Source organism: Pseudomonas sp. ICMP22404 (assembly GCF_006227205.1).
GTDB lineage: Bacteria > Pseudomonadota > Gammaproteobacteria > Pseudomonadales > Pseudomonadaceae > Aquipseudomonas.
The window spans coordinates 515,327-542,324 of sequence record NZ_VCNG01000001.1 but is presented as its reverse complement, the minus strand read 5'-3'; the positions used below and the strand labels follow the sequence as shown (position 1 = coordinate 542,324).

Annotated in this window: 26 protein-coding genes; 19 read left to right on the top strand and 7 right to left on the bottom strand. The window is 61.2% G+C overall.

All coding sequences use genetic code 11. The annotated features are described in order from the left end of the window. Positions 1-136 precede the first annotated feature (136 nt). The 5 genes from FGE05_RS02520 to FGE05_RS02500 all read left to right on the top strand — a co-directional run bounded on the left by FGE05_RS02520 (position 137) and on the right by FGE05_RS02500 (position 4,075). Positions 137-1,039: a LysR substrate-binding domain-containing protein gene (locus FGE05_RS02520; protein WP_139641275.1), complete on the top strand. Its 903-nt coding sequence runs from the start codon at positions 137-139 to the stop codon at positions 1,037-1,039. A gap of 469 nt (positions 1,040-1,508) precedes the next feature. Next, positions 1,509-2,000 carry a 5-(carboxyamino)imidazole ribonucleotide mutase gene (purE, locus tag FGE05_RS02515; RefSeq protein WP_003196369.1) on the top strand — a complete coding sequence of 164 codons (492 nt, stop codon included), beginning with the start codon at positions 1,509-1,511 and terminating at the stop codon, positions 1,998-2,000. A gap of 12 nt (positions 2,001-2,012) precedes the next feature. Further along, complete coding sequence (locus tag FGE05_RS02510; protein ID WP_047703863.1) at positions 2,013-3,098, top strand: 5-(carboxyamino)imidazole ribonucleotide synthase; 1,086 nt, start codon at positions 2,013-2,015, stop codon at positions 3,096-3,098. Positions 3,099-3,201: 103 nt separating this feature from the next. Then, positions 3,202-3,447 carry a GlsB/YeaQ/YmgE family stress response membrane protein gene (locus FGE05_RS02505; RefSeq protein WP_055136418.1) on the top strand — a complete coding sequence of 82 codons (246 nt, stop codon included), beginning with the start codon at positions 3,202-3,204 and terminating at the stop codon, positions 3,445-3,447. A 91-nt stretch (positions 3,448-3,538) separates the two neighbouring features. Beyond that, positions 3,539-4,075 carry a DUF3299 domain-containing protein gene (locus tag FGE05_RS02500; protein WP_139641273.1) on the top strand — a complete coding sequence of 179 codons (537 nt, stop codon included), beginning with the start codon at positions 3,539-3,541 and terminating at the stop codon, positions 4,073-4,075. 133 nt (positions 4,076-4,208) lie between these two features. Here FGE05_RS02500 and FGE05_RS02495 read toward each other — a convergent pair whose 3' ends face one another. Further along, complete coding sequence (locus tag FGE05_RS02495) at positions 4,209-5,108, bottom strand: D-hexose-6-phosphate mutarotase (protein ID WP_139641272.1); 900 nt, start codon at positions 5,106-5,108, stop codon at positions 4,209-4,211. 57 nt (positions 5,109-5,165) lie between these two features. Continuing rightward, on the bottom strand, positions 5,166-5,570 hold the full coding sequence (locus FGE05_RS02490) for an acyl-CoA thioesterase (protein ID WP_139641270.1): 405 nt from the start codon (positions 5,568-5,570) through the stop codon (positions 5,166-5,168). A 381-nt stretch (positions 5,571-5,951) separates the two neighbouring features. On the opposite strand from FGE05_RS02490, the gene FGE05_RS02485 reads away from it, so the two are divergent. The 10 genes from FGE05_RS02485 to FGE05_RS02440 all read left to right on the top strand — a co-directional run bounded on the left by FGE05_RS02485 (position 5,952) and on the right by FGE05_RS02440 (position 19,185). Then, entirely contained in the window at positions 5,952-7,250 is a 1,299-nt protein-coding gene (locus tag FGE05_RS02485; RefSeq protein ID WP_139641266.1) for an MFS transporter, read from the top strand. A gap of 239 nt (positions 7,251-7,489) precedes the next feature. Continuing rightward, positions 7,490-8,488, top strand: coding sequence for a phosphate ABC transporter substrate-binding protein PstS (locus tag FGE05_RS02480; RefSeq protein WP_139641264.1), 999 nt, complete (start codon positions 7,490-7,492; stop codon positions 8,486-8,488). 472 nt (positions 8,489-8,960) lie between these two features. Next, on the top strand, positions 8,961-10,994 hold the full coding sequence (locus tag FGE05_RS02475) for an ABC transporter permease subunit (RefSeq protein ID WP_175362316.1): 2,034 nt from the start codon (positions 8,961-8,963) through the stop codon (positions 10,992-10,994). 15 nt (positions 10,995-11,009) lie between these two features. Then, on the top strand, positions 11,010-12,680 hold the full coding sequence (gene pstA / locus FGE05_RS02470) for a phosphate ABC transporter permease PstA (RefSeq protein WP_041020232.1): 1,671 nt from the start codon (positions 11,010-11,012) through the stop codon (positions 12,678-12,680). 99 nt (positions 12,681-12,779) lie between these two features. Next, positions 12,780-13,613, top strand: a complete 834-nt coding sequence (gene pstB / locus FGE05_RS02465) for a phosphate ABC transporter ATP-binding protein PstB (protein ID WP_024777868.1) — start codon at positions 12,780-12,782, stop codon at positions 13,611-13,613. Positions 13,614-13,725: 112 nt separating this feature from the next. After that, positions 13,726-14,487: a phosphate signaling complex protein PhoU gene (phoU, locus tag FGE05_RS02460; RefSeq protein WP_139641260.1), complete on the top strand. Its 762-nt coding sequence runs from the start codon at positions 13,726-13,728 to the stop codon at positions 14,485-14,487. 167 nt (positions 14,488-14,654) lie between these two features. Next, positions 14,655-15,602 (top strand): response regulator, encoded by a 948-nt coding sequence (locus tag FGE05_RS02455; RefSeq protein ID WP_139641258.1) that lies wholly within the window; start codon positions 14,655-14,657, stop codon positions 15,600-15,602. Between the two features lie 259 nt (positions 15,603-15,861). Next, positions 15,862-16,905 carry a hypothetical protein gene (locus tag FGE05_RS02450; RefSeq protein WP_139641256.1) on the top strand — a complete coding sequence of 348 codons (1,044 nt, stop codon included), beginning with the start codon at positions 15,862-15,864 and terminating at the stop codon, positions 16,903-16,905. A 187-nt stretch (positions 16,906-17,092) separates the two neighbouring features. Continuing rightward, positions 17,093-18,136 (top strand): hypothetical protein, encoded by a 1,044-nt coding sequence (locus FGE05_RS02445; protein WP_139641255.1) that lies wholly within the window; start codon positions 17,093-17,095, stop codon positions 18,134-18,136. A gap of 152 nt (positions 18,137-18,288) precedes the next feature. After that, the gene (locus FGE05_RS02440) at positions 18,289-19,185 is read left to right on the top strand and encodes a M23 family metallopeptidase (RefSeq protein ID WP_041024045.1); all 897 of its coding nucleotides are present in this window, start codon (positions 18,289-18,291) and stop codon (positions 19,183-19,185) included. A 203-nt stretch (positions 19,186-19,388) separates the two neighbouring features. Here the strand turns inward: FGE05_RS02440 and FGE05_RS02435 are convergent, their stop codons facing one another. The 3 genes from FGE05_RS02435 to phoB form a co-directional block, all read right to left on the bottom strand. After that, positions 19,389-20,729, bottom strand: coding sequence for a hemolysin family protein (locus FGE05_RS02435; RefSeq protein ID WP_041020539.1), 1,341 nt, complete (start codon positions 20,727-20,729; stop codon positions 19,389-19,391). Positions 20,730-20,853: 124 nt separating this feature from the next. Further along, the gene (gene phoR / locus FGE05_RS02430) at positions 20,854-22,140 is read right to left on the bottom strand and encodes a phosphate regulon sensor histidine kinase PhoR (protein ID WP_241801609.1); all 1,287 of its coding nucleotides are present in this window, start codon (positions 22,138-22,140) and stop codon (positions 20,854-20,856) included. Positions 22,141-22,221: 81 nt separating this feature from the next. Next, positions 22,222-22,911, bottom strand: coding sequence for a phosphate regulon transcriptional regulator PhoB (gene phoB / locus FGE05_RS02425; protein ID WP_003177195.1), 690 nt, complete (start codon positions 22,909-22,911; stop codon positions 22,222-22,224). 151 nt (positions 22,912-23,062) lie between these two features. On the opposite strand from phoB, the gene FGE05_RS02420 reads away from it, so the two are divergent. Further along, entirely contained in the window at positions 23,063-23,446 is a 384-nt protein-coding gene (locus FGE05_RS02420) for a hypothetical protein (protein WP_139641250.1), read from the top strand. A gap of 84 nt (positions 23,447-23,530) precedes the next feature. On the opposite strand, the gene ubiA is transcribed toward FGE05_RS02420, so the two are convergent. Both ubiA and FGE05_RS02410 read right to left on the bottom strand, forming a co-directional pair. Continuing rightward, positions 23,531-24,421: a 4-hydroxybenzoate octaprenyltransferase gene (gene ubiA / locus FGE05_RS02415; protein ID WP_139641248.1), complete on the bottom strand. Its 891-nt coding sequence runs from the start codon at positions 24,419-24,421 to the stop codon at positions 23,531-23,533. Continuing rightward, positions 24,421-24,984, bottom strand: coding sequence for a chorismate lyase (locus FGE05_RS02410; RefSeq protein ID WP_257225562.1), 564 nt, complete (start codon positions 24,982-24,984; stop codon positions 24,421-24,423). The genes ubiA and FGE05_RS02410 overlap by 1 nt, the downstream gene beginning before the upstream one ends. Before the next feature lie 175 nt (positions 24,985-25,159). Here FGE05_RS02410 and FGE05_RS02405 point away from each other — a divergent pair, with 175 nt between their 5' ends. The 3 genes from FGE05_RS02405 to FGE05_RS02395 all read left to right on the top strand — a co-directional run bounded on the left by FGE05_RS02405 (position 25,160) and on the right by FGE05_RS02395 (position 26,978). After that, positions 25,160-25,327 carry a rubredoxin gene (locus tag FGE05_RS02405; RefSeq protein WP_139641244.1) on the top strand — a complete coding sequence of 56 codons (168 nt, stop codon included), beginning with the start codon at positions 25,160-25,162 and terminating at the stop codon, positions 25,325-25,327. A 34-nt stretch (positions 25,328-25,361) separates the two neighbouring features. After that, positions 25,362-26,510, top strand: coding sequence for an NAD(P)/FAD-dependent oxidoreductase (locus FGE05_RS02400; RefSeq protein ID WP_139641242.1), 1,149 nt, complete (start codon positions 25,362-25,364; stop codon positions 26,508-26,510). 192 nt (positions 26,511-26,702) lie between these two features. Continuing rightward, positions 26,703-26,978, top strand: coding sequence for an HU family DNA-binding protein (locus tag FGE05_RS02395; protein WP_024777879.1), 276 nt, complete (start codon positions 26,703-26,705; stop codon positions 26,976-26,978). The last annotated feature ends 20 nt before the right edge of the window (positions 26,979-26,998 follow it).

Genomic DNA, 26,998 nt, shown 5'->3' with positions numbered 1-26,998 from the left:
TGGATCGTAGGCTCTCATAAACGTAAGGGCCAATGCTGTTAAACACTGCCCTATGCATATTCGGCATAATGCGGATGTGACGCCGACGGTACGGCGGACGTGTGACCTGTTTTGGTGCATGTTTCGGGAGAGCGTGATGAATCTTGAAAGCAAATGGCTCGAGGACTTCAGTGCCTTGGCGGCTACTCGCAGTTTCTCCCAGGCGGCCGAACGGCGTTTCGTCACGCAACCGGCGTTCAGTCGGCGGATCCGTAGCCTTGAGGCGGCGCTGGGGCTGACGTTGGTCAACCGCTCCCGCACGCCGGTCGAGCTGACAGCGGCCGGGCAGTTGTTCCTGGTGACGGCGCGCACGGTAGTGGAACAGTTGGGCGAGGTGCTGCGGCATTTGCATCATCTGGAAGGCGGGCAGGGCGAAGTGATCCAGGTAGCGGCTGCGCACTCCTTGGCGTTGGGCTTTTTCCCGCGCTGGATCGCGCAGTTGCGCAACGAAGGCATGAACATCGCCACGCGCCTGGTGGCGACCAACGTCGGCGATGCCGTCCATGCCCTGCGTGAAGGCGGTTGCGACCTGATGCTGGCGTTCTACGACCCGGATTCGGCGATGCAGATGGACCCGGAAATCTTCCCGTCGCTGCACCTGGGCCAGACCGAAATGCTGCCGGTGTGTGCCGCCGATGCCAACGGCAAGCCGCTGTTCGACCTCGAAGGCGAGGCCAGCGTGCCGCTACTGGCCTACAGCGCCGGGGCGTTTCTCGGTCGTTCGGTGAACCAGTTGCTGCGTCAGCGGGCGCTGCGTTTCACCACTGTCTACGAAACGGCCATGGCCGACAGCTTGAAAAGCATGGCCCTGGAAGGCCTGGGCATCGCCTGGGTGCCGCAACTGAGCGTGCGCGCCGAACTGGCCCGGGGCGAACTGGTGATCTGCGGCGGTGCGCAATGGCACGTCCCGCTGGAGATCCGCCTGTACCGCTGTGCCCTGGTGCGCAAGGCCAATGTGCGATTGCTGTGGCGCAAGCTCGAAGGTGGCGCCGGCTCCTGAAAACACGCACAACCCTGTGGGAGCGAGCCTGCTCGCGATGACGGACTGACATTCAACATCACTGTTGCCTGGCCCACCGCTATCGCGAGCAGGCTCGCTCCCACAGGGTTTGTGTCGTTCACAACGTATGGAATCAATACAGATCAGATGTGGGAGCGGGCTTGCTCGCGAAGGCGGCGTGCCAGTCACCACCTTCTGCACTGATCCTCCGCTTTCGCGAGCAAGCCCGCTCCCACAGAGGGGGATCTGGGGTGTTCTTGTATTGACCTTGAAGTCAATAAAACCGCTGTCCAGGCACAAATGACAGATGGTCGCGACAGGGGCTGTTTATCTGCTTCATTGCGGTATACTGCGCGGCCTTCGGCCGGTCCAGATCGGCCATTATTCGTACAACAAGCCACGCCGGTTTCCCGCGTGGCTTGTTGTTTTTTGACGCGCCTGCGGGCGCCCAGAGAGAAGAGGCACGACGATGAGTGCACTGGTTGGCGTGATCATGGGCTCCAAGTCCGATTGGTCCACCCTTAGCCACACCGCCGATATGCTGGAAAAGCTCGGCATCCCTTATGAGGTGAAAGTGGTCTCTGCCCACCGCACCCCGGACCTGCTGTTCCAGTACGCCGAAGAAGCCGAGGCCCGTGGTATCGAGGTGATCATCGCCGGTGCCGGTGGTGCGGCTCACCTGCCAGGCATGTGTGCGGCCAAGACCCACCTGCCGGTGCTGGGCGTGCCGGTGCAGTCGTCGATGCTCTCGGGCGTCGATTCGCTGTTGTCCATCGTGCAGATGCCGGCCGGCATTCCGGTCGCGACCCTGGCCATCGGCAAGGCCGGCGCGATCAACGCCGCCCTGTTGTCGGCGAGTATCCTGGGTGCCAAGCATCCACAATTCCATACCGTGCTGAAAAAATTCCGCGCTGAGCAGACAGACAGCGTCCTGGACAATCCAGACCCACGCATTGCCTGAGGTTGTTGACGAATGAAGATCGGTGTAATCGGTGGCGGCCAGTTGGGTCGCATGTTGGCCCTGGCAGGTACGCCGCTGGGGATGAACTTCGCTTTCCTGGACCCGGCGCCGGACGCCTGTGCCGCCGCGCTGGGTGAACACCTGCGGGCCGACTACGGCGACCAGGATCACCTGCGCCAACTGGCCGATGAAGTCGATCTGGTGACGTTCGAGTTCGAGAGCGTCCCGGCCGAAACCGTCGCCTTCCTGTCCCAGTTCGTCCCGGTCTACCCGAGCGCCGAAGCCTTGCGCATCGCCCGCGACCGCTGGTTCGAGAAGAACATGTTCAAGGACCTGGGCATTCCTACCCCGGCCTTCGCTGACATTCAATCCCAGGCAGACCTGGAAGCCGCCGTCGCAGCCATCGGCCTGCCGGCCGTGCTCAAGACCCGCACCCTGGGTTATGACGGCAAGGGCCAGAAAGTCCTGCGCAACCCTGAAGACGTAGCCGGTACGTTCGCCGAACTGGGCAGCGTGGGCTGCCTGCTGGAAGGTTTCGTGCCGTTCACCGGTGAAGTCTCGCTGATCGCCGTGCGTGCCCGCGACGGTGAAATCCGTTTCTACCCGCTGGTGCACAACACCCACAAGGACGGCATTCTCAAGCTTTCCGTCGCCAGCACCGACCATCCGCTGCAGGCCCTGGCCGAGGATTATTCCAGCCGCGTGCTCAAGCAGCTCGACTACGTCGGCGTGATGGCGTTCGAGTTCTTTGAAGTGGACGGCGGTCTCAAGGCCAACGAAATCGCGCCGCGGGTGCACAACTCCGGGCACTGGACCACCGAAGGCGCCGAGTGCAGCCAGTTCGAGAACCACCTGCGGGCAGTGGCCGGGCTGCCGCTGGGCTCGACCGCCAAGGTCGGCGAAAGCGCGATGCTGAACTTCATCGGCAAAGTACCGGACACCGAGAAGGTCCTGGCGATTGCCGATTGCCATCTGCATCACTATGGCAAGGCGTTCAAGGCCGGTCGCAAGGTCGGCCACGCCAACCTGCGTTGTGCTGACCGGGCCACGCTGGCCCAGCAGATCATCAAGGTCGAGACGCTGATCGCCGAGCAATAGTGCGTGTTTTCGGTGGAACCATTCATCGGCAAGACTCTCTCATGGCTAAGCGCCAAAGCCTGACCAGGCTTTGGCTTAGCGTCTCAAAAAAGAGGGAAATGCCATGGGAATCATCGGAACCATCATCATCGGCTTGATCGTCGGCCTGCTGGCACGCTTCCTGAAACCGGGCGATGACAGCATGGGCTGGATCATGACCATCCTGCTCGGTATCGGCGGTTCGTTGGCAGCCACCTATGGCGGCCAGGCCCTGGGTATCTACCAGGCTGGGCAAGGGGCCGGCTTCATCGGTGCCCTGGTCGGCGCGATTGTGTTGTTGGTGATCTACGGCCTGATCAAAAGAAACTGAATCAATGCGACAAAGCCCTCTGCGCATGGCGCGCGCGGGGGGCTAGAATGCCCGGCGTTCCATCTATCACTCATTGCCGCCGAGCCCTTTCATGCGCCGTCTAGTGTTGACCCTTCTTCTGCTGGGCAGTGGCCTGGCCCATGCTGCCGAATTGCCGGAAACCGATTGGCTCGAACTGATGCCCAAGTCGGACCAGAAAGCCCTTGAGGCCATGCCCGAGATCGACCACAACTCCCCCGAAGCCAATGGCACCTTCACCAACAAGGGTGGCCTGAAGCAAAGCAAAGGCTTGCCGGCGGTGATGTATTCGACCAAGACCGTGGCCTCGATGAACGACAAGCACATCCGCATCGGCGGCTACCCGGTGCCGCTGGAAACCGACGCCAAGGGCCGCAGCACGCTGTTCTTCCTGGTGCCATACCCCGGCGCCTGCATCCACGTTCCGCCGCCACCGCCTAACCAACTGGTGCTGGTGCGCTACCCCAAGGGCTTGAAGCTGGACGACATCTACACGCCGCTGTGGGTGACCGGCACGCTGAAGATCGAAAAGGTCAACAACGACCTGGCGAGTGCGGCGTATGCGCTGGATGCGGAGAAGGTGCGGGTGGTGCAGGAAGCGGATCTGTAGCTCAGGTCAACCTGACGCAGATCCCCTGTGGGAGCGAGCCTGCTCGCGATAGCGGTGGGATCAGTCAAAGTAATGGTGGCTGACAGATCGCTATCGCGAGCAGGCTCGCTCCCACAGAGGGATGTGATGGGTTTTAGAGCGGTTTGCTACTGATGCTCACACCCAGGGTATGACTGGCCTCGGGCAACAGCGTCACCACATCGTCCATCACATTCGCCGTTTCGATGCACAGCATGCGCTGCCAGCCATCGTCGGCCATGTCGCTGAAGGCCTTGGCGCGTTCGGTCCAGGGGTTCCAGATCACCGCCGAGCGCGAGCCGCTGCTGGTCAGTTCGATCCGCCGTTCCCAATGCGGATCGACGATGCTCAGCGTCGCCGGGGTATCGAGATAGACACGGTCGGTCTCGCCGGCAAAGTGCAGGTCGCCGGACTGGGTGGCGGTATTCCAATCGTCCAGGGTTTCGATGTAGTTCAAGCCGGCCACGCCTTCGACATGCACGTTGCGCACGTCGCTCACCGCGAAATAGCTGTGCAGCGCCTGGCTGAGGCTGACGGTTTCGCTGCCGCGGTTATGGCTGGTGAGGCGGATGTGCAATTGCGCGTCCATCACGATGGTCAGCGTCAGGTCGACCTGATGAGGCCAGCCCGGCAGGCCGTTTTCGGGATAGGGCAGCACGAATTCGACTTTCAGGCCTTCGTCCTCGGTTTCGATGCCTTTCAATTCCCAATCCATCGCCCGCACCAGGCCATGGGCGGTGGCCGGCTCGTTGCTCACGCGCATGGCCTGGACGCTGTCGGGGTTACGGGTCAGGTTGCCGAACCACGGCCAGCACACCGGCACACCGGCACGGATGCTCTTGCCAGCCTTGAAGGTCGCCTGGTCGTTGAGCCAGATCAGCGGCGGTTGGCCGTCCACTTGATAGCTGAGGATATGCGCGCCTTGCTGGGCCACCAGCAACTCGGCCTGACCGTGGCGGATACGCCAGCCATTGAGTTCATCCAGTTTGACGGCTTCGACATTGGGCGTGGGCATACTGCAAACCTCGTTCAGGAACAGGAACCGCAATGGACCACAAAACGGCCGTCGCGTTTAACGAGCGCGCGGCGGAACCGAACGGGTGCGGCCACTGCCATCGATAGCAACGAACACGAACACCGCCTCGGTCACCTTGCGCCATTCACTGGACAGTGGGTCGTCGCTCCAGACCTCGACCATCATCTGGATCGAGCTGCGGCCGATTTCCAGGGTCTGGGTGTAGAACGACAGCTGAGCCCCCACGGCCACTGGCACCAGGAACGCCATGCGATCGATCGCTACGGTCGCCACGCGCCCGCCGGCTACCCGGCTGGCCATTGCCGTGCCGGCCAGGTCCATCTGGGACACCAACCAGCCGCCGAAGATATCGCCGAAGCCATTGGTCTCGCGGGGAAGCGCGGTGATTTGCAGGGCCAGGTCGCCTTGCGGAATTGGATCTTCTTGTTCGAGCTCTATCATGCCGGGGGTGCCTCTGACCCGTAACTCTGTCTTGTACTTCAGGTGAATAGCCGTCTTCGTAAAAAACGATTCAGCCCGAACACATTGCGTTCGTCACGTTTTTCGTAAAGGCGCGCTAAAGGGAGACTCTGCGAAACCGGCTGGTTCTGGCGTTTTTTCCTACAAACCCTGCACCAACGACGTTTTCGCACAGCAACCCCTTACAGAGTGTCGCAAGCTAGCGAGTATATCGGGCGATAGACGTCGAGACGACTACCGGGTTCTGATTTCGACCGAGAATGACGCGCCTCACTGTGCTTTTTCGAACAATTTGCTATCGTGCCAAACCGCTCCAACCCCGATTTGCGGGTTGCAGAACCGACTATAAGAGAAGCCTTCGCCATGACCACTGCGCCTTCGAGCACGGCAGCCCCTGCGCAACCCGCCCGTCCATTGACCCGCAACGATTACAAGACCCTGTCGCTGTCTGCTCTGGGCGGCGCCCTGGAGTTCTACGATTTCATCATTTTCGTGTTCTTCGCCACTGTGGTCGGCAAATTGTTCTTCCCCGCCGACATGCCCGAGTGGCTGCGTCTGATGCAGACATTCGGCATCTTTGCCGCCGGCTATCTGGCCCGGCCCCTGGGCGGGATCGTGATGGCGCACTTCGGCGACCTGTTGGGACGCAAGAAGATGTTCACCCTGAGCATCTTCATGATGGCCGTACCCACGCTGATCATGGGCCTGTTGCCCACCTACGCGCAGATCGGCATGTGGGCGCCGATCCTGCTGTTGCTGATGCGGGTGATCCAGGGCGCGGCCATTGGCGGCGAAGTGCCGGGGGCCTGGGTATTTGTCTCCGAACACGTTCCGGGGCGCCACATTGGTTATGCCTGCGGCACCCTCACGTCCGGCCTGACGGCGGGGATCCTGCTGGGCTCGCTGGTGGCCACCGCGATCAACAGCCTCTATACGCCGGTGGAAGTGGCGGATTACGCCTGGCGCATTCCGTTCCTGCTGGGCGGTGTGTTCGGGCTCTTTTCGGTGTATCTGCGCCAGTGGCTCCACGAGACTCCGGTGTTCGCCGAACTGCAATTGCGCAAGGCCCTGGCTGAAGAAGTGCCGTTGCGCGCGGTGCTGCGCGACCACCGCGGCGCCATCGTTATCTCCATGCTGCTGACCTGGCTGTTGTCAGCCGCCATCGTGGTGCTGATCCTGATGACGCCGACGGTCCTGCAGACGGTCTACCATTTCGCGGCGACCACCGCCTTGCAAGCCAACAGTGTGGCGATCGTGATGTTGAGCATTGGCTGCATCCTGGCCGGTGCCCTGGCGGACCGCTTCGGCGCGGGACGGGTCTTCGTCTTCGGTTGCGCCGCGTTGCTGGCCAGTGCCTGGACCTTCTACCACAACCTGGCCGACCATCCGCAGTGGCTGTTCCCCATGTATGCCCTCACCGGTCTGCTGGTGGGCACCATCGGGGCGGTGCCCTACGTCATGGTCAAAGCCTTCCCGCCGGTGGTGCGCTTCAGCGGCCTGTCGTTCTCCTACAATGTGGCCTATGCGATTTTCGGCGGCCTGACGCCGATGATCGTCAGCCTGCTGCTCAAGGAGAGCCCGATGGGGCCGGCTTATTATGTGGCGGTGTTGTGTGGGGTCGGGATGGTGGTGGGTGCCTACCTGTGGAGGAAAGGGCGCTAGTCTTCCGTTTTTCATTGGCTTTACTGGCCTCATCGCGAGCAGGCTCGCTCCCACAGGGTTTACGCGATGGCGCAGAACCATTGTGGGAGCGAGCCTGCTCGCGATAGGGGACTCTGCGAATCATCCTGTAAAACTCAATGCTGGCCTTTCATCCAATTGTCATATTTCAGCCATAGAGTGTTCACACGGCTTACCGATACTTGGCCGACTTAACACACCCTATCTGCTAGGAGTAAGGCATGAAACTGAAGCGTTTGATGGCGGCAATGACTTTTGTCGCTGCTGGCGTAGCGACTGCCAACGCGGTTGCCGCTGTTGACCCTGCGATCCCGAGCTACACCAAGACCACTGGTGTGTCGGGCAACCTGTCCAGCGTCGGCTCCGATACCCTGGCAAACCTGATGACCTTGTGGGCCGAGAACTACAAGAAGGAATACCCGAACGTAAACATCCAGATTCAGGCCGCCGGCTCCTCCACCGCGCCGCCCGCACTCACCGAAGGCACCTCCAACCTGGGCCCGATGAGCCGCAAGATGAAGGACAACGAACTGCAGGCCTTCGAGCAGAAGTATGGCTACAAGCCAACCGCTATCCCGGTTGCCGTGGACGCCCTGGCTGTATTCGTGCACAAGGACAACCCGATCCAGCACCTGACCATGGAACAGGTCGACGCGATCTTCTCGTCCACCCGCCTGTGCGGCGCCAAGGCTGACGTCAAGACCTGGGGCGACCTGGGCGTGACCGGCGACCTGGCCAACAAGCCGGTTCAACTGTTTGGTCGCAACTCGGTATCCGGCACCTACGGCTACTTCAAGGAAGAAGCCCTGTGCAAAGGTGACTACAAGCCAAACGTCAACGAACAACCTGGCTCGGCTTCGGTCGTGCAGTCGATCAGCTCCTCGCTGAACGGCGTGGGTTACTCGGGCATCGGCTACAAGACCGCCAGCGTGAAAACCGTGGCCCTGGCCAAGAAAGGCAGCACCGAGTTCATCGAAGATAGCGAAGAGAACGCACTGAACGGCAAATACCCGCTGTCGCGTTTCCTCTACGTGTACGTCAACAAGGCCCCGAACAAGCCTCTGGCCCCGCTGGAAGCCGAGTTCGTGAAGATGGTTCTGTCCAAGCAAGGTCAGGAAGTCGTGGTCAAGGACGGCTACATCCCACTGCCAGCCAAAGTAGCCGCCAAGGCACTGGCTGACCTGGGTCTGTCGGAAGGCGCAAACGTCGCCAAGAAGTAACACCTGAGCCCGGGCCAACGCCCGGCTCTCTGTGGGAGCGGGCTTGCTCGCGAATGCGATGGATCAGTCGGCATCCATGTTGAATGTGCTGGCCCCTTCGCGAGCAAGCCTGCTCCCACAGACACTAATTTCCTCTCCGCTGCCAGCTTCCACGGGCGGCGGATTTGCTGCGTCACTGCATTGTCATCTTTCTGTCATACAGGATCGCTAGGGTGTGCGCATGAATGATCTGGCCAATTCCACAATGACTACGACTTCCCCTCCCAAGCGCATTGATTTCAATACGCCTGAGCTGCAACGCAAGCGCCGTATCCGTGCGCTCAAGGACCGCCTGACCCGCTGGTACGTCCTGGTCGGTGGCCTTGCCGTTCTGGCTGCCATTACCTTGATCTTCTTTTTCCTGGCCTACGTGGTGTTGCCTCTGTTCCAGGGCGCGGACTTGACGGCCAAGGACTCCATCACCCCGGCCTGGATGCAGGACGCCGGCAAGCCGCTGATGATCGCTATCGAAGAGCAGAACCAGGTCGCCATGCGGGTTTCCGACAAGGGCCAGGCGCTGTTCTACGACATCGACAGCGGTGCCGAGCTGCGTCGTGTCGACCTGCCGGTGCCAGCCGGTGCCAGCGTGACGTCCATTGGCGAAGACCAGCCCGGCAGCCCGTTGGTAGCCATCGGTCTGTCCAATGGCCAGGCCCTGGTGTTCCGACACACCTATAAGGTCAGCTACCCGGACGGCAAGAAGACCATCTCACCGGCCGTTGAATACCCCTATGGCGAAACACCTATCGCCTTGAATGAGCAGGGCGCACCCCTGGAGCACGTCAGCCTCAACGCCACCGATTCGACCCTGCTGATCGCCGGTTCCAGCGGCGCCCAGTTGCAGGTGCTGTCGATCACCAGCGAAGAGAACATGATGACCGGTGAAGTCACCAGCGAGCAGACGCGGATCGATCTGCCGCAGATGACCGAGCCGGTGAAGAACATTTTTGTCGACCCACGCCAGCAATGGCTGTACGTGGTCAACGGCCGGGCCCAGGCCGATGTGTTCAGCCTGCGGGACAAGAGCCTCAACGGTCGTTACAAGTTGCTGGAAAATGCCGACGCCCAGGTCACCACCGCGACCCAACTGGTGGGCGGGATTTCGTTGATCGTCGGCGACTCCAAGGGCGGCCTGTCCCAGTGGTTCATGGCCCGGGATGTGGACGGCGAGCAGCGCCTGAAAGAGATCCGCACCTTCCAGATGGGCACCGCGCCAATCGTCGAGATCACCGCCGAAGAGCGCCGCAAGGGCTTCGTCGCCCTCGACGCCGCTGGCAAGCTGGGTGTGTTCCACAGCACTGCCCACCGCACATTGCTGGTGGACCAGGTGGTCGATGGGCAGGGCGTGTTCGGCATGTCGCCCCGGGCAAACCGGTTGATCGTGGAGCAGGGTGGCAAGCTGAAACCGCTGTTGCTGGATAACCCGCACCCGGAAGTCTCCTGGAGCGCGTTGTGGGGCAAGGTCTGGTACGAGAACTACGACGAGCCTAAATACGTCTGGCAATCGACCGCCGCCAACACCGATTTCGAACCCAAGCTGAGTCTCTCGCCGCTGACCTTCGGTACGTTGAAAGCCGCGTTCTACGCCATGTTGCTGGCTGCACCGCTGGCGGTGGCCGCCGCCATCTACACCGCGTACTTCATGGCCCCCGGGATGCGCCGCAAGGTCAAGCCGGTGATCGAATTGATGGAAGCCATGCCGACGGTGATTCTCGGCTTCTTCGCCGGCCTGTTCCTGGCGCCCTACGTCGAAGGGCACCTGCCGGGTATCTTCAGCCTGCTGATGCTGTTGCCGATTGGCATCCTGGTGGCCGGTTTCGTCTTCAGCCGCCTGCCGGAGTCCGTTCGCCTGAAAGTGCCGGATGGCTGGGAAAGTGCGCTGCTGATCCCGGTGATCCTGTTCGTGGGCTGGCTCTCGCTGTACATGAGCCCGTACATGGAAGCCTGGTTCTTCGGCGGCGACATGCGCATGTGGATCTCCCATGACCTGGGCATCACCTACGATCAGCGCAACGCCCTGGTGGTGGGCCTGGCGATGGGCTTCGCGGTGATCCCGAACATCTACTCCATCGCCGAAGACGCCGTGTTCAGCGTGCCGCGCGGCCTGACCCTGGGCTCCCTGGCCCTGGGCGCCACGCCTTGGCAGACGATGACCCGCGTGGTGATCCTTACCGCCAGCCCCGGCATCTTCTCGGCGTTGATGATCGGCATGGGCCGTGCGGTGGGCGAAACCATGATCGTCTTGATGGCCACCGGCAACACGCCGGTCATGGAAATGAACCTGTTCGAAGGCCTGCGGACCCTGGCGGCCAACGTGGCGGTGGAAATGCCCGAATCGGAAGTCGGCGGCAGCCATTACCGCGTGCTGTTCCTGTCGGCGCTGGTGTTGCTGTTGTTCACCTTCATCATGAACACCCTCGCCGAGCTGATCCGTCAGCGTCTGCGCAAGAAATATTCGTCGCTTTAAGAAAGGTAGAAGTCTGTGAAACAGAACTCCCTGAAAGGATGGTTCAAGAGCGGCGCCCCCGGCGTCTGGATCAGCGGTGGCGCGGTGTCCATCGCGGTCATCATGACCATTGGTCTGCTGGCAGTGATTGCCGTGCGTGGCCTGGGTCATTTCTGGCCGGCGGACCTGATCCACGCCAACTACAACGTGCCGGGCATGCCCGCGCACCTGGTGGTCGGCGAAGTGGTGCAGAAGGAAGAAGTGCCCCGTGAGCGCCTGAAAAGCGCTGGCCTGCCGGTGCCGGACGAAGGCCCCGAGTTCATGACCCGCGAGCTGATCAAGGTCGGCAACCGGGACTTGAACGGCACCGACTTCACCTGGATCGTCGGTGACTGGCTGAGCGACCAGACCACGCCGCCGGAGCTGATGGCCATCGAGCGCCGCGAGTGGGGCAACTTCTACGGCTATCTGGTCAACGTCAAGGAAGAAGGCAAGGTCGTCGCCGAAGGCGAGGCCGCCTGGCCGCAGTTGCAGGCTCGCATTGCGCGGGTCAACCAGCTCGCCGCCGAGCTCAAGACCTTGGAAAAATCCGACATCGGTGCGATCAACGCCGGCCTGGAGCGTATCCGCCTGCACGGTCGCAAGCTGGAACTGGAGGGCAAACTCGACGCCGCTGCGCAAGCCGACATGGCCAGCGAACGTGCCGAGCTCGACGCCCGCTACAAGGAGATTGAGGCGCGCCTGACCGACCTGCACGCCCAGTTCAACCGCGATAGCCTGACCGCCCGCGATGCCAACGGCAAGGAAGTGGAAATCGGCATTGGCAAAGTGGTGCACGCTTACCAGCCGAACGGCATGGGCACTTTCACCAAGCTCGGGTTCTATTTCAGCAAGGTCTGGGAGTTCCTCAGCGACGATCCCCGTGAAGCCAACACCGAAGGCGGGATTTTCCCGGCGATTTTCGGCACGGTGATGATGACCCTGATCATGGCGATGATCGTGACGCCGTTCGGCGTGCTGGCAGCGGTTTACTTGCGTGAGTACGCCCGTCAGGGCCCGATGACCCGCCTGATCCGCATTGCGGTGAACAACCTGGCGGGCGTACCGGCCATCGTTTACGGCGTGTTCGGGCTGGGCTTCTTCGTCTATGTGCTGGGCGGCTCGGTTGACCGTCTGTTCTTCCCCGAAGCGCTGCCGGCGCCGACCTTCGGCACCCCGGGCCTGCTCTGGGCCTCCCTGACCCTGGCCCTGCTGGCGGTGCCGGTGGTGATCGTGGCGACCGAGGAAGGCCTGGCGCGGATCCCGCGCACCGTGCGTGAAGGCTCCCTGGCCCTTGGCGCGACCAAGGCCGAGACCCTGTGGAAGATCGTCCTGCCGATGGCGAGCCCGGCGATGATGACCGGTATGATCCTCGCGGTGGCCCGTGCCGCCGGTGAAGTGGCGCCGCTGATGCTGGTGGGTGTGGTGAAACTGGCGCCGTCGCTGCCCTTGGACGGCAACTACCCCTACGTGCACCTGGACCAGAAGATCATGCACCTGGGCTTCCATATCTATGACGTGGGCTTCCAGAGCCCGAACGTCGAAGCGGCACGGCCCCTGGTCTATGCCACGGCATTGCTGCTGGTGCTGGTGATTGCCACGTTGAACCTGTCGGCCGTGTGGATCCGTAACCACCTGCGCGAGAAGTACAAGGCACTGGATAGCTGATTTCCATGTGGGAGCGGGCTTGCTCCCACACAAGTACACCGATTGGCATGGCTGCTCAGCAGCCAACCGAACCGAATTTGTTAGCACAGGGAGCCTCCCATGCAACACGAAGCACATACACACGGCATCAACATGTCGGCCCTGGGTCGCGATAAGCAGAGCCTGAACCTGGCCGATGAAACTGTCGCCATCGAAGTGCCGGGCCTGAGCCTGTTCTACGGCCAGAAGCAAGCGCTGTACGATGTCAGCCTGAACATCCCGAAACAGCGCGTGACCGCGTTCATCGGTCCGTCGGGCTGCGGCAAGTCGACCTTGCTGCGCACCTTCAACCGCATGAACGACCTGGTTGACGGTTGCCGCGTCGAAGGTGAAATCAATCTCTACGGCAACAACATCTACCGCAAGGGCGAAGACGTCGCCGAGCTGCGCCGTCGCGTGGGTATGGTGTTCCAGAAGCCCAACCCGTTCCCGAAGACCATCTACGAAAACGTGGTCTACGGACTGCGCATCCAGGGCATCAACAAGAAGCGCATTCTCGATGAAGCCGTGGAATGGGCGCTCAAGGGGGCGGCACTGTGGGATGAGGTCAAGGACCGCCTGCATGATTCGGCCCTGGGCCTGTCCGGTGGTCAGCAGCAACGCCTGGTGATTGCCCGCACCATCGCCGTGGAGCCGGAAGTACTGCTACTCGACGAACCCTGCTCGGCCCTGGACCCGATTTCGACATTGAAGGTCGAAGAGTTGATCTACGAGCTCAAGTCCAAGTTCACCATCGTCATCGTGACCCACAATATGCAGCAGGCGGCGCGGGTTTCCGACTACACGGCCTTCATGTACATGGGCAAGCTGGTGGAGTTCGGCGATACCGACACCTTGTTTACCAATCCGGCCAAGAAGCAGACCGAAGACTACATTACCGGCCGCTACGGCTAGCGGCAGCTGCGAGCCGCAAGCTTCAAGCGGCAAGTAAAAGCAGTTCAGCGTAACGACACAAATCAGCTTGCAGCTTGAAGCTTGCAGCTCACAGCTTTTGCGGAGCAAACCCATGATTTCGAAGGAAGGCCTTACTCACCACATTTCCGCCCAGTTCAACGCCGAGCTGGAGGAGGTGCGCAGCCATCTGCTGGCCATGGGCGGGCTGGTGGAAAAGCAGGTCAACGACGCGGTGACCGCGCTGATCGAGGCCGATTCCGGCCTGGCCCAGCAAGTGCGCGAGATCGACGACCAGATCAACCAGATGGAACGCAACATCGACGAAGAGTGCCTGCGTATCCTGGCGCGTCGCCAGCCGGCTGCTTCCGACCTGCGGCTGATCATCAGCATCTCTAAGTCGGTGATCGATCTCGAGCGGATCGGCGACGAAGCCACCAAGATCGCCCGTCGCGCCATCCAGTTGTGCGAAGAGGGCGAGGCGCCACGGGGCTATGTCGAAGTGCGTCATATCGGCGACCAGGTACGCAACATGGTTCGCGATGCCCTGGACGCCTTCGCCCGCTTTGACGCCGACCTGGCGTTGTCGGTGGCCCAGTACGACAAGATCATCGACCGCGAATACAAGACCGCCCTGCGTGAGCTGGCGACCTACATGATGGAAGACCCGCGCTCGATCTCCCGGGTGCTGAGCATCATCTGGGTGCTGCGTTCCCTGGAGCGTATCGGCGATCATGCGCGCAACATCTCCGAACTTGTGATCTACCTGGTGCGTGGTACCGACGTACGGCACATGGGACTCAAGCGCATGAAGGAAGAAGTTGAGGGCACCCTGTCCGAAACCCCTAATGTTCCGGGCGAAACTGACGATAAGTAGGATTGCCAAGAAAAGCGCCCGGCCTTCTGGTCGGGCTTTTTTTTGCCATTTTTTTTATCGACAGCAGCACCCCGTGAACGAAAAGTCCCGGCGTGACTGAAGGTTTTTGGCGATGTGCCATCAGTAAAAGCGGTATGCTTGCCGGGATTTTTTAGAGGTGTATCTGGATGAGTAAGGTCAGTGTGTTGGTCGTGGACGATGCTTCGTTCATTCGTGACCTGGTGAAGAAGTGCCTGCGCAATTACTTCCCGGGCATCCGTATCGAAGACGCGGTGAATGGCAGAAAAGCCCAGGCTCTGCTGGCCCGCGAGGCGTTCGACCTGGTGCTGTGCGACTGGGAAATGCCGGAAATGTCTGGCCTGGAGTTGTTGACCTGGTGCCGCCAGCAGGACAACCTCAAGGGCATGCCGTTCGTCATGGTCACCAGCCGTGGCGACAAGGAAAACGTGGTCCAGGCGATCCAGGCCGGTGTTTCCGGCTATGTCAGCAAGCCCTTCACCAACGAACAGTTGCTGACGAAAGTCAAACAGGCCCTGCACAAGGTCGGCAAGCTCGACACGCTGATGAACAGCGCTCCGACCAAGATGAACTCGGCGTTCGGCAATGATTCCCTCAGCGCCCTGACGGGCGGCAAGGCGGCTCCGGTTGTCGCGGCAGCAGCCCCTACGCCTGCCAGGCCAGCCGCAGCGGCGCCTGCTGCTGCCGCCGCTGCGCCGGCCCGTGGCCTGCTCAACAGCCCGCCGGTCAAGGCACCTGTCGCATCCGCCTCTGCCGGCGCCAGCCGCGGCCAGGGCCAATTGCGCCTGTCCAGCGGCACCCAACAGTGCGTGATCAAGGCCTTAAGCCTCAAGGAAGCGCTGCTGCTGGTCAAGCGCTCCGACACCCTGCCGCAGGTGCTCGAGAGCTCGGTGCTGGACATGGAGCAGGGCGACAACGCTGAAACCGCTCGTCTGAACGGCTACCTGCACGCCATCGTCGCCCACGAACAGACGCCGGACAGCGAGTGGCTGCAACTGACCTTCCGCTTCGTCGACAAAGACCCGCAGAAACTCGATTACATCTCCCGCCTGATCGCCCGCGGCACCGCGCAGAAGCACTTCGTACCGGGCGCCTGATCCGGCAGTGCTTGCTGGGCCGCCTATCGCGAGCAGGCTCGCTCCCACATGGGGCTCTGAGTGTCACGAAATGTGTGCCCGCAGCAGCGCCAGTGTGGGAGCGAGCCCGCTCGCGATGGGCCAGGCATCCACATAGTCCGGCGGTACGAAGCCGCTTGTCCGAACTGTTATTTCCTACAGGTTATTTTGGGATCGTTGTTTTCTAGGTTGTCGTGAGCGAGCACGTTTCGTGAACGCATCATCAGACAGGAAAACTACGATGAACAAGTTCATCAGCCTGGAAGAAAGGAACCGGATTGCCGAGGCGTTGCGTCAAAATGAAGGACCTTTACTCGCGCCGTCAATCGATGAAGCCGTAGACGGGAAGGTTCCGTTTTCCGCTATGGAAAAAGGGCTGACCATTCGGTTTCCCTTTGTCGACGGGATGCAGGTGGGTGGGCGATACCACGTGAGCCTTCGAGTACCGGGTACGGAGGTCGTGTTTGGCCAGGGTGGAGTAATTGAAGAGGAGGGGCGGGACGTCACGGTGGAAGTGCCGTCTGAACGGGCGCTGCTATTTCAAGGTTATGACGCGGTTCTGTCCTATTCCTATAGCGAATTCGAAGACCCGATGTCACCGACCACTCCACTGGCTTTTGAGGGGCTGCTATACCTGCCTCTCGTGGAGGAGGCCGTTGACGGCGTCATTCCTCTGTCTGTTCAATCGCGAGGGGTCAACCTCAGGCTCAGGGTTACGCCCTCATTCACATCAGGGGCGTTGGTTTCGGTGTATTGGTGGGGCTCCAGTGCAGGCGCCTGTTTCGTCAAACACCTGACCATCGGCGCTGGCCCGGTTGAAGATCTGCTCGTGCCGGTCGAACCGGCTTACCTGACGCCGATCAAGTACGGCAACGTTCGGATTATCTATACGGTGCAATCTACGACGGGTACCGTGATATCTCGCCCGCTCAAGCTGGAGGTCGCGGGTGACCTTGCTGTGCCTGAGCCGCTTTTTTGGATGCTAGGGAGCTACCCCAATCTCTTACCGCCTGACGGAAGCGACATCATCTCGGGACGAATCACGACCCAGGGTATGAGCGCGGGAGATGTGGTGATATTGATGCTCTCCGTTGCTGGCGAGGGCTTTGTGCGACGTTTTCCCATCAGAGAGCCGGACATCGGCGCGGGCGAAATACTCTATGAGGTAAAGACTCCGTATTTGCCATGGGGGACGAAAGTCGCGATCTGGAGTATTGTCGATCGTTTTGCCGGCGCGGCCACGGGCTCTCCTGATCTGGAGCTGGTGGTGTTTCCTGAGAGTTAATTGCAGGATATTTATCAGCCCCATCCCGAGCCTGCTCGCGATGAGGCCAGGTAGCCACACAGCTGTTCGGCTGTACGAAACCGCTTGTCTGAACTGTTATTTCCTACAGGTTTTTTTGGGGGCGTTGTTTTCTAGGTTGTCGTGAGCGAGCACTTTTCGTGTGCGCATCACCAAATAGGAAAACGCGATGAACAAGTTCATCAGCCTGGAAGAAAGGAACCGGATTGCCAAGGCGTTGCGTCAAAATGAAGGACCTTTACTCGCGCCGTCAATCGATGAAGCCGTAGATGGGAAGATTCCATTTTCCGCTATGGAAAAAGGCTTAACCATTCGGTTTCCCTTTGTCGACGGGATGCGGGTGGGTGGGCGATATCAAGTGGCCCTCCACTCACTGGATTTGCTGGCCATGTTTGGCCAGGGTGGAGCGATTGAGGAGGAAGGGCGGGACGTCACGGTGGAAGTGCCGCCTGAACGGGCGTTGCTGTTTCAATGGTATGACGCGGTTCTGTACTATTTTTATAGCGAATTCGAAGATCCGACATCACCGAGCACTCCCCTGGCTTTTGAGGGGCAGCTTTACCCGCCGTGCGTGGATGAGGCCGTTGACGGCGTGATTCCTCTGTCTGTGCAATCGCAAGGGGTCAACCTCAGGCTCAGGGTTACGTCCTCATTCACGCCGGGGGCACTGGTTTCGGTTTATTGGTGGGGCTCCAGTGCAGACGCCTGTTTCGTCAAACACCTGACCATCGGCGCTGGCCCGGTTGAAGATCTGCTCGTGCCGGTCGAACCGGCTTACCTGACGTCGATCAAGTACGGCAGCGTTCGGATTATCTATACGGTGCAATCTACGACGGGTACCGTGATATCTCGACCGCTCAGGCTGGAGGTCGCGGGTGACCTGACTGTGCCTGAGCCGCTTTTTTGGATTCGAGGGAACTACCCTAATCTCTTACCGCCTGATGGAAGCGACATAATCTCGGGACGAATCAAGACCCAGGGCATGAGTGCGGGAGATGTGGTGGTATTGATGCTCAGCATTTTCGGCATGGGTTTCGTGCGGCGTTTTCCCGTCAGAGAGTCAGACATCAACGGGGGTGAAATACTCTATGAAGTACCAGTTTCGTATCTGCCTTTGGGGACGAAAGTCGCGATCTGGAGCATTGTCGATCGACTCGCCGGCACGGCCGCTGGTTCTCCTGACCTGGAGCTGGTGGTGTTTCCTGATAGTTAATTACAGGTATTTATCAGCCCCATCCTGAGCCAGCTCGCGATGGGACTGTGGGTCCCGGGCAAGCCCTCTCTGCAACATCTGTCGATTACGAATGTCCATCCCAGCTGCTAGGCTGCTGTGCAGGCCTCCACTTTTCGACAGAACCTTTGCCCATGCTCGCGCCCCTGCTGTTCGCTTGCGGTCTTGTCCTGGCCTCCACTTCGGCCATGGCCATGACGATCTACAAATCCACGGATGCCAATGGCGTGGTGTCCTATAGTGATCGCCCGAGCAGGGGCGCTCAGGTGTTCGTGTTTCGCGATCGCATGGTCGAACACCTGGAGCGCCAGGTGTTTCTCGACATCAAGAAGCAGAAGGGCGCGGACGCAGTGTTCGTGCGCAATGACTTGTACGCACCGGTAGAGATCGAATTGAGTTTCGCCGGTCTGGACAATGTGAGCGGGGCGCCGAGCCGGCCGATTCGTCGGGTCTTGCCGGCGCGCAGCAACCTGCGCCTGGCGCTGCTCACGGCCATTCAACCTGGAAAGCCGTTGATGTACACCCCCAGGTTCGAATACTCCCTGGGCGACCCGGCAGACGCGGCACAGGCCTATCGCTACCCGTTGCCGTGGCGCGGTGGGCCGTTCCGGCTGAGCCAGGGGGCCAACGGCCAATATAGTCACTACGGTCCGAAGAACCGCTACGCCATGGACATTGCCATGCCGGTAGGCACGCCGATCATTGCGGCGCGGGGCGGCGTGGTGATCAAGACCGAGAATGAACAGACCGGCCGTGGCGACGACCCCTCGGGCAACTTCGTGCGGGTGCTGCACGATGACGGCACCATGGGCGTCTACCTGCACCTGCAGAAAGGTTCGGTGAGCGTTCGGGAAGGACAGCGGGTGGCGGTGGGCACGCCACTGGCGCTATCGGGCAACACCGGCAACAGCTCCGGGCCGCACCTGCACTTCGTGGTGCAGCGCAATACCGGGTTGGGGCTGGTGTCGATTCCCTACCAGTTCGATCAACCGGTGGGGGAGTTGCCCAACTTTGCGGTGGGCAAGCAATAGATTGGAGGTGTGCCGAGGGAGTTTTTGTGGCGAGAGGATCTATCTGTGGCGAGGGGATTTATCCCCGCTGGGCTGCGAAGCAGCCCTGAACACCAGCAACGCGGTGTTTCAGGCAGATTGAGTAGGCTGTATGGGGCTGCTGCGCAGCCCAACGGGGATAAATCCCCTCGCCACAGATAAACCCCCTCGCCACAGGGCGATGCTCAATCGAGCATCAACACCTTCGCCAGAATGATCTTCGGTCCTTTCATCTTCTTGATGATGATCCGCAGACCTTCGACTTCCAGCACTTCTTCCTCTTCCGGCACCCGCTTGAGGGTTTCGTAGACCAGCCCGGCCAGGGTCTCGGCTTCGATATGGTCCAGGTCGATCCCCAGCAGGCGCTCGACCTTGAACAAAGGCGTATCGCCACGTACCAGCAGCTTGCCCGGCTGGTACGCCAGGATGCCGCGCTCGGCCTTGCGGTGTTCGTCCTGGATATCGCCCACCAGCACTTCCAGTACGTCTTCCATGGTCAGGTAGCCGATGATATTGCCGTCGGCTTCCTCGACTACGGCGAAGTGCGAGCCGCCCTTGCGGAACTGCTCCAGCAACTGAGACAGCGGCATGTGCCGCGACACGCGCTCCAGGGGACGGGTCAGTTCGGCCAGGTTGAACGACTCGGGAATGTGGTCCAGGGCCGCCAGTTCCAGCAGCAGGTCCTTGATGTGCAGCAGGCCGACGAACTCCTGGCGCTCGCTGTCGTACACCGGATAACGGCTGAACTTGTGGCGTCGGAACAGCGCCAGGATTTCCTTGAGCGGCGCGTTGAATTCCAGCGTCACCAGGTCTTCCCGGGAGTTGGCCCAGTCCACCACTTCCAGCTCGCCCATCTCCACCGCCGACGCCAGGACGCGCATGCCCTGGTCGCTCGGGTCCTGGCCACGGCTGGAGTGCAGGATCAGCTTCAGCTCTTCACGGCTGTAATGGTGTTCGTGATGGGGACCGGGTTCGCCTTGGCCGGCGATGCGCAGGATGGCGTTGGCGCTGGCATTGAGCAGGTAGATCGCCGGGTACATGGCCCAGTAGAACAGGTACAGCGGCACGGCGGTCCACAGCGACAGCAGCTCGGGTTTGCGGATCGCCCAGGATTTGGGCGCCAGCTCACCGACCACGATGTGCAGATACGAAATGATGAAGAACGCGGTGAAGAACGAAATGCCCTTGATCAACTCCGGCGACTGAACGCCCACCAGGTCCAGCAACGGTTCGAGGATGTGGGCGAACGCCGGCTCGCCCACCCAGCCCAGGCCCAGGGAGGCGAGGGTGATACCCAGTTGACAGGCGGACAGATAGGCATCGAGCTGACTGTGAACGGTGCGCAGGATGTGCCCCCGCCAGCCGTTCTGGTCGGCAATGGCTTCGACCCGGGTCGAGCGCAATTTGACCATGGCGAATTCGGCCGCAACGAAAAAACCGTTGAGCAGAACCAGGATCAGAGCAAAAAGAATCATGCCGAATTCGGCGAAGAGTGTAACGAGGGACAAGCCAGGGGAAGGGTCCATGATGGAGTTTTGCAGGTTCCGTAAGGGCTGTAGAGGTTAAAAATGAGGGCCTGAAAAAGCAGGCATAAGTCAGCCAATGTAGCGGCTGACTCGGCGATTGCCTAGGGGGTAGTGCCGACCGGTGTCAATCGGCGGGGTTGGTGAGGCGCGCGCGAACCACCTGTGCCGGGGCGAAATGGCAGGTAAACGTGCTGCCGTGGCCGGGTACGCTGCTGATTTCCATGCGTGCGCGATGGCGCAGCAATACGTGCTTGACGATCGCCAGGCCCAACCCGGTGCCTCCCGTGTTGGAGTTGCGACTGGAGTCGACGCGGTAGAAGCGCTCGGTCAGCCGTGGCAGGTGTTTGCTGTCGATGCCGATGCCCGAATCCTGCACACTCAGGTGGGCACCTTGCACATCGCCCCACCAACGGATGTGGATCCGGCCTTGTTCCGGCGTGTACTTGACCGCGTTGAACACCAGGTTGGAAAACGCGCTGCGCAGTTCCGCCTCGCTGCCCTTGAGTTGCACCGCAGGGTCGACCTCCAGGGTGATGGTCTGCCGCTTGGGCCCGGACAGCTCCTGGGCATCCTCGCTGATGATCTGCAGCAGGTCGTCGACGGGCACCGGCTGGTTGTCCGACGGGTAATCGGTGGCCTCCAGTTTTGCCAGCAACAGCAAATCGTTGAGCAGGGTCTGCATGCGCCCGCCCTGCTGCTGCATCTGCTGCAAGGCCCGACTCCAGCGCGGATTCACCTCTTCGACGTTGTCGAGCAGGGTTTCCAGGTAACCGCAGATCACCGTCAACGGCGTGCGCAGCTCATGGGATACGTTGGCGATGAAGTCCTTGCGCATCTGTTCCAATTGATGGATGCGCGTGACGTCGCGCACCAGCATCAAGTGCTCATTGTTGCCGTAGCGGGTGATGTACAACTGGATGCGCACCCGGTCGTTGGTGGGCGAGGGAATCTCCAGGGGCTCGGCGTAGTTGTCCTGTTCGAAATATTCCTTGAAGCGCGGATGACGTACCAGGTTGGTCACCGGCTGACCGCTGTCCTGGGGCGTCTTGAGGCCCAGCAGGGTCTCGGCGGCGCGGTTCCACCACTCCAGGTTGCCGTCGCTGTCGAGCATGATCACCGCGTCTTTCAGGGCGGCAGTGGATTCCTGGACCCGGTCGATTACCGCCTGCAGGCGGCCGCGAACGCGCTGGTCGCGACGTTGCAGGTGATAGATGCTGTCGAACACCTCGCCCCACAGGCCGTAGCCGTCGGGTGGCGCCTCGTCGGGTTTGTGCAGGCGCAGCCATTCATGCAGGCGCAGCAACTGCTTGAGGGTCCAGGCCAGGTAAAGCCCCAGGCCCGCGGCGAGGCTCCAGCCGTAATAGCCACTGATCAGGCCGATCAGCAAACAGCCGGTCACCAGCAACAACATGTGGCGAATCAGGGTGCCATGCCAGTTTTGATTCAATTGAGCGCGCGTCCTTGTCAGCTTGTCGGGCGGTCAGGGCTCGGGTCAGGCCTTGGTAGAAAAACGATAACCGGTGCCACGTACGGTTTGTACCAGATTCTCGTAGGCGTCACCGAGGGCTTTGCGCAGGCGACGGATGTGCACATCCACGGTGCGCTCCTCGACATAGACGTTGCCGCCCCAGACCTGATCCAGCAGTTGCCCGCGGGTGTAGGCGCGCTCCTGGTGGGTCATGAAGAATTGCAGCAGGCGGTATTCGGTCGGGCCCATCTCGGCGGGTTTGCCGTCGATGGTCACGCGGTGGCTGATGGGGTCCAGCAGCAGGCCGCCGACTTCAATTGGCGCTTCGCCATCGGTTGGCCCGGCGCGGCGCAACACGGCTTTCAAGCGCGCCACCAGCTCCCGTGGGGAAAACGGCTTGGTGATGTAATCATCCGCACCCACTTCCAGGCCCTGGATCTTGTTGTCTTCTTCGCCCTTGGCGGTGAGCATGATGATCGGGATGTCCCCGGTCAGCTCATCACGCTTGAGGCGTCGCGCCAGCTCGATGCCAGACGTGCCGGGCAACATCCAGTCCAGCAGGATCAGGTCGGGCTTGCGGTCAACGATGATGGCATGGGCCTGTTGGGAGTTCTCTGCTTCCATGCAGTCATAGCCGGCCATCTCCAACGCAACGGCAATCATCTCGCGGATGGGCGCCTCGTCGTCGACGATCAGAATGCTCCTGCCAACCATGGGGTAATCCTCTTGTCATTTAACTGTCTTGCGCCGCATTAGATAACGGAATTATTGCAGTCGTGTGACAGTATTTCCGCGTCCGACGGCAAGGAGGATTCTGGACTACGCTTTTCAGTCTGAATCCTGACAACCACCAAAGAAGGTTTCCATGACTTATTTCACGCAATCCCTCAAGGCATTGGCGGTAACGGCTGCCCTGGCGCTTCCGGCGCTGGCCTTCGCGGCTGAGCCGGCGATGGAAAAGGACGGCATGCTGACGGACCACAAAGGTATGACGCTGTATACGTTTGCCAAGGACGCAGGGGCCAAGTCGATGTGCAATGGCCAATGCGCAACCAACTGGCCACCGCTCATGGCGACGGACACCGACAAGTCCATGGGCGAATGGACCGTGATCAAGCGAGACGACGGCTCGATGCAGTGGGCCTACGACGGCAAGCCGTTGTACACCTTCATCAAGGACAAGGCGCCCGGGGACAAGACCGGTGATGGCCTGATGGATGGCGCCTGGAAGGCTGCGAAGGCCGACTGACGAACCACCTGCTTGGGCTAGTGAAATTCAATTGTGGCGAGGGGATTTAGCGAAACGTCGCACCGCCCCTCGCCACAGTTAGCCTCAGCGCAACCCATAATCCAGCACAATCCCCACGAAAATTGCCAACCCCGCCCAATGGTTGTGCAGGAACGCCTGGAAGCAGCGCATCCGGTCCCGGCCACGGGTGTACCAGAACTCCCAGGCAAAACACCCGGCGGCGACCAGCAGCCCCAGGTGGAACCAGCCGCCCAGCTTGAACTGCGAGCCGGCCAGCAGCAGGCAGCCCAGCGCCAGGCCCTGCAGCGTCAGATTGATCACCCGGTCGGCATCGCCAAACAGAATCGCCGTGGATTTCACGCCGATCCGCAAATCATCGTCCCGGTCGGTCATCGCGTAGTAGGTGTCGTAGGCCACGGTCCACAGCAGGTTGGCGATGTACAGCAACCACGCGGACGCCGGCAAATGGCCGGTTTCGGCGGTGAACGCCATTGGCATGCCCCAGGAGAACGCCGCGCCCAGCACCACCTGCGGGTAGTAGGTGTAACGCTTCATGAACGGGTAGGTGAGGGCCAGCGCCAGCCCGCCAAAGGACAGCAAAATCGTCGGCGTGTTGGTGCACAGCACCAGCAGGAAACTCACAGCCATCAGCACGGCGAAGAACACCAGGGCTTCTTTCGAACTGATCTTGCCGCTGGCCAGCGGGCGCTGTGCGGTGCGCTTGACGTGGCCGTCCACCTTGCGGTCGGCCCAATCGTTGATCACGCAGCCACCGGCCCGGGTCAGCGTCACGCCGAGAACAAATATCACGATGTTGGCCAGCGACGGCGAGCCGTCGCCGGCAATCCACAGTGCCCACAGGGTCGGCCACAGCAGCAGATAGATGCCGATGGGCTTGTCCATGCGGGTCAATTGCACGAAGTCCCACGCCCGCGGGTTCAAGCGATTCAAGGATTTGAGCAGTTGCAAGTACATCAGCAAGTCTCCGAATAGGCGCGGGCGACGCTCCACAGGCGCGGCAGGAAGATTTCCGCGACCAGCACACTCAACGCCCCGCGATCGAAACGCGAGCGCCGGCCCCACAACTCAGCGGCGCGCACCTCGTGCGGCAACCATGGCTCGGGGTAATGGCACACCTCGATGGCCCCGCGCTGGAAAGCCTGGTCGCTAAACAGCAGCTCACCCAGGGATCGGCTGCCCAGTTCGTCCATCTGCAAGCCGTCGCCCTGCAATGCACTGCGGGCCGCCACGCTGCGGGCGAACACCCAGGGCTCGCCGTGGCCGTGCAGATACACCTCGCGCACCCAGCCTTCGCTGCCAGGAGCCAGGTCCAGCGCGGCACACTCGTCGTCGCGCAGCGGCTGCCAGCCCTCGAACAACGGTGCCACACTGAAATGTCCGTCCGACAGGTGCGTGAGGCGCCGGGTCAGGGAGCCTTCGTCGAACAGCCAGTCGAGTACACCGGCATCGGGGCGAGGTGACAGCAGGTGCCGGGGCTGCCATTGAAGTGTAGGAAATATCGAATTTGTATGCGGCACAGAAGTCTTGAATGGCAGCAAATGAGGCCGCGAGCTTACCATGTCGGACGCTGGTTTTGACTGGCCCGGCCTGCGGCCTGCCGATCGTGCTTGCATCTGCCGCGAGCCATCAGTACAAAACGGCCCTGAGTCGGAAAATACCGGCCAAGGCCTGACATCTTGAGGAAGAATTGGAATGAAGAAGTGGCAATGTATCGTCTGTGGCCTGATCTATAACGAAGCTGACGGCTGGCCTGACGATGGCATCGCGCCCGGCACCCGCTGGGAGGACGTTCCAGACGATTGGCTTTGCCCGGACTGCGGTGTCGGCAAAATGGACTTCGAAATGATCGAAATCAACTGATCATCCTTCACGTAAAGGCCCCATGGAGAGCAACATGAGCGCACCTGTCGTCATCGTCGGTACCGGCCTGGCCGGTTACAACCTGGCCCGGGAGTTTCGCAAACTCGATAGCGAGACCCCGCTGCTGCTGATTACCGCGGACGACGGTCGTTCCTACTCCAAGCCGATGCTTTCCACCGGCTTTGGCAAGAACAAGGACGCCGACGGCCTGAGCATGGCCGAGCCGGGGACCATGGCCGAGCAACTGAAGGCTGAAGTCCGCACCCACACCCGTATCAGCGGCATCGATCCGGGCCACAAGCGCTTGTGGATCGGTGAAGAAGCGCTGAACTACCGCGACCTGGTCCTGGCCTGGGGCGCTGAAACCGTGCGCGTGCCGGTGCAAGGCGACGCGGCGGACCTGATCTTCCCCATCAATGACCTGGAAGACTACGCCCGCTTTCGTGCGTCGGCCGCCGGCAAGCGCCGGGTGCTGTTGCTGGGCGCCGGCCTGATCGGCTGTGAATTCGCCAACGACCTGATCCTCGGCGGCTACGAAGTGCAACTGGTGGCGCCCTGCGAGCAGGTCATGCCGACGCTGCTGCATCCGGCTGCCGCCGCTGCGGTGCAGGCTGGACTGGAAAGCCTGGGTGCCCGCTTCCACCTGGGGCCGGTACTCAACCGCCTGCAACGGGTCGCCGACGGGTTGGAGGCGCATCTGTCCGACGGCCAGGTGATCGCCTGCGACCTGGTGGTTTCGGCCATCGGCCTGCGTCCGCGTATCGACCTGGCGGCCGCCGCCGGCCTGGTGGTCAATCGGGGCGTGGTGGTCGACCGCCACCTGAAAACATCCCACGCCAACATCTATGCCCTGGGCGACTGCGCCGAGGTCGATGGCTTGAACCTGCTGTACGTGATGCCGCTGATGAGCTGCGCCCGCGCCCTGGCCCAGACCCTGGCGGGCAATCCGACCGCCGTCGGCTACGGTCCGATGCCGATTACTGTGAAGACACCGGTATGCCCGTTGGTCGTATCGCCGCCACCACGGGGCCGTGAGGGTACCTGGAGTGTCGAAGGGCAGGGCTCCGACATCAAGGTGTTGTGCCGCGACGCCGAAGGCAACCTCCTGGGCTATGCCCTGACAGGCACAGCGGTGACGGAGAAACTGGCCCTGAACAAGGAACTTCCGCCCTTGCTGGCGTAAATACTGGGGGGTCTGTCGCAAAAGCCATGCTTTTGATGCCACAAAGGTCGCGCGGACACTGGCGTCGTGTCCGGGCCCGTGCCATCCTCACTCCCGTCTGCCGCAGTGTAGAGCCTGCGGTGCCTTAGAGGCTGTTTCCCAAGAGAACAGTCCAGACATAACAACAAAAAAACCGTCAAAGGGGCTTCATTCATGCGTAAACCAGAACTCGCCGCCGCCATCGCGGAAAAAGCAGACCTCACCAAAGAACAAGCCAACCGCGTCCTCAACGCCGTCCTGGAAGAAATCACCGGCGCCCTGCACCGCAAGGACAGCGTCACCCTGGTGGGCTTCGGCACTTTCCTGCAACGTCACCGCGGCGCCCGCACCGGCAAGAACCCACAAACCGGTGAGCCGGTGAAAATCAAGGCCAGCAACACCGTTGCTTTCAAACCGGGCAAGATGTTGAAGGACAGCGTCAACCCGTAATTGCTACGGGCTCCTCGGGC

What these genes read in the sequence shown, in the direction of transcription:
- FGE05_RS02420 (WP_139641250.1), top strand. Translation starts at nt 23,063, where the DNA reads ATGACTTATTTCACGCAATCCCTCAAGGCATTGGCGGTAACGGCTGCC.
- FGE05_RS02445 (WP_139641255.1), top strand. Translation starts at nt 17,093, where the DNA reads ATGAACAAGTTCATCAGCCTGGAAGAAAGGAACCGGATTGCCAAGGCG.
- FGE05_RS02505 (WP_055136418.1), top strand. Translation starts at nt 3,202, where the DNA reads ATGGGAATCATCGGAACCATCATCATCGGCTTGATCGTCGGCCTGCTG.
- FGE05_RS02490 (WP_139641270.1), bottom strand. Translation starts at nt 5,570, where the DNA reads ATGATAGAGCTCGAACAAGAAGATCCAATTCCGCAAGGCGACCTGGCC.
- pstB (WP_024777868.1), top strand. Translation starts at nt 12,780, where the DNA reads ATGCAACACGAAGCACATACACACGGCATCAACATGTCGGCCCTGGGT.
- FGE05_RS02455 (WP_139641258.1), top strand. Translation starts at nt 14,655, where the DNA reads ATGAGTAAGGTCAGTGTGTTGGTCGTGGACGATGCTTCGTTCATTCGT.
- phoU (WP_139641260.1), top strand. Translation starts at nt 13,726, where the DNA reads ATGATTTCGAAGGAAGGCCTTACTCACCACATTTCCGCCCAGTTCAAC.
- ubiA (WP_139641248.1), bottom strand. Translation starts at nt 24,421, where the DNA reads ATGTACTTGCAACTGCTCAAATCCTTGAATCGCTTGAACCCGCGGGCG.
- FGE05_RS02435 (WP_041020539.1), bottom strand. Translation starts at nt 20,729, where the DNA reads ATGGACCCTTCCCCTGGCTTGTCCCTCGTTACACTCTTCGCCGAATTC.
- FGE05_RS02500 (WP_139641273.1), top strand. Translation starts at nt 3,539, where the DNA reads ATGCGCCGTCTAGTGTTGACCCTTCTTCTGCTGGGCAGTGGCCTGGCC.
- phoR (WP_241801609.1), bottom strand. Translation starts at nt 22,140, where the DNA reads ATGTTGTTGCTGGTGACCGGCTGTTTGCTGATCGGCCTGATCAGTGGC.
- FGE05_RS02480 (WP_139641264.1), top strand. Translation starts at nt 7,490, where the DNA reads ATGAAACTGAAGCGTTTGATGGCGGCAATGACTTTTGTCGCTGCTGGC.
- FGE05_RS02520 (WP_139641275.1), top strand. Translation starts at nt 137, where the DNA reads ATGAATCTTGAAAGCAAATGGCTCGAGGACTTCAGTGCCTTGGCGGCT.
- FGE05_RS02450 (WP_139641256.1), top strand. Translation starts at nt 15,862, where the DNA reads ATGAACAAGTTCATCAGCCTGGAAGAAAGGAACCGGATTGCCGAGGCG.
- phoB (WP_003177195.1), bottom strand. Translation starts at nt 22,911, where the DNA reads ATGGTTGGCAGGAGCATTCTGATCGTCGACGACGAGGCGCCCATCCGC.
- FGE05_RS02440 (WP_041024045.1), top strand. Translation starts at nt 18,289, where the DNA reads ATGCTCGCGCCCCTGCTGTTCGCTTGCGGTCTTGTCCTGGCCTCCACT.
- FGE05_RS02475 (WP_175362316.1), top strand. Translation starts at nt 8,961, where the DNA reads ATGCAGGACGCCGGCAAGCCGCTGATGATCGCTATCGAAGAGCAGAAC.
- FGE05_RS02510 (WP_047703863.1), top strand. Translation starts at nt 2,013, where the DNA reads ATGAAGATCGGTGTAATCGGTGGCGGCCAGTTGGGTCGCATGTTGGCC.
- FGE05_RS02395 (WP_024777879.1), top strand. Translation starts at nt 26,703, where the DNA reads ATGCGTAAACCAGAACTCGCCGCCGCCATCGCGGAAAAAGCAGACCTC.
- FGE05_RS02495 (WP_139641272.1), bottom strand. Translation starts at nt 5,108, where the DNA reads ATGCCCACGCCCAATGTCGAAGCCGTCAAACTGGATGAACTCAATGGC.
- FGE05_RS02405 (WP_139641244.1), top strand. Translation starts at nt 25,160, where the DNA reads ATGAAGAAGTGGCAATGTATCGTCTGTGGCCTGATCTATAACGAAGCT.
- purE (WP_003196369.1), top strand. Translation starts at nt 1,509, where the DNA reads ATGAGTGCACTGGTTGGCGTGATCATGGGCTCCAAGTCCGATTGGTCC.
- FGE05_RS02485 (WP_139641266.1), top strand. Translation starts at nt 5,952, where the DNA reads ATGACCACTGCGCCTTCGAGCACGGCAGCCCCTGCGCAACCCGCCCGT.
- FGE05_RS02400 (WP_139641242.1), top strand. Translation starts at nt 25,362, where the DNA reads ATGAGCGCACCTGTCGTCATCGTCGGTACCGGCCTGGCCGGTTACAAC.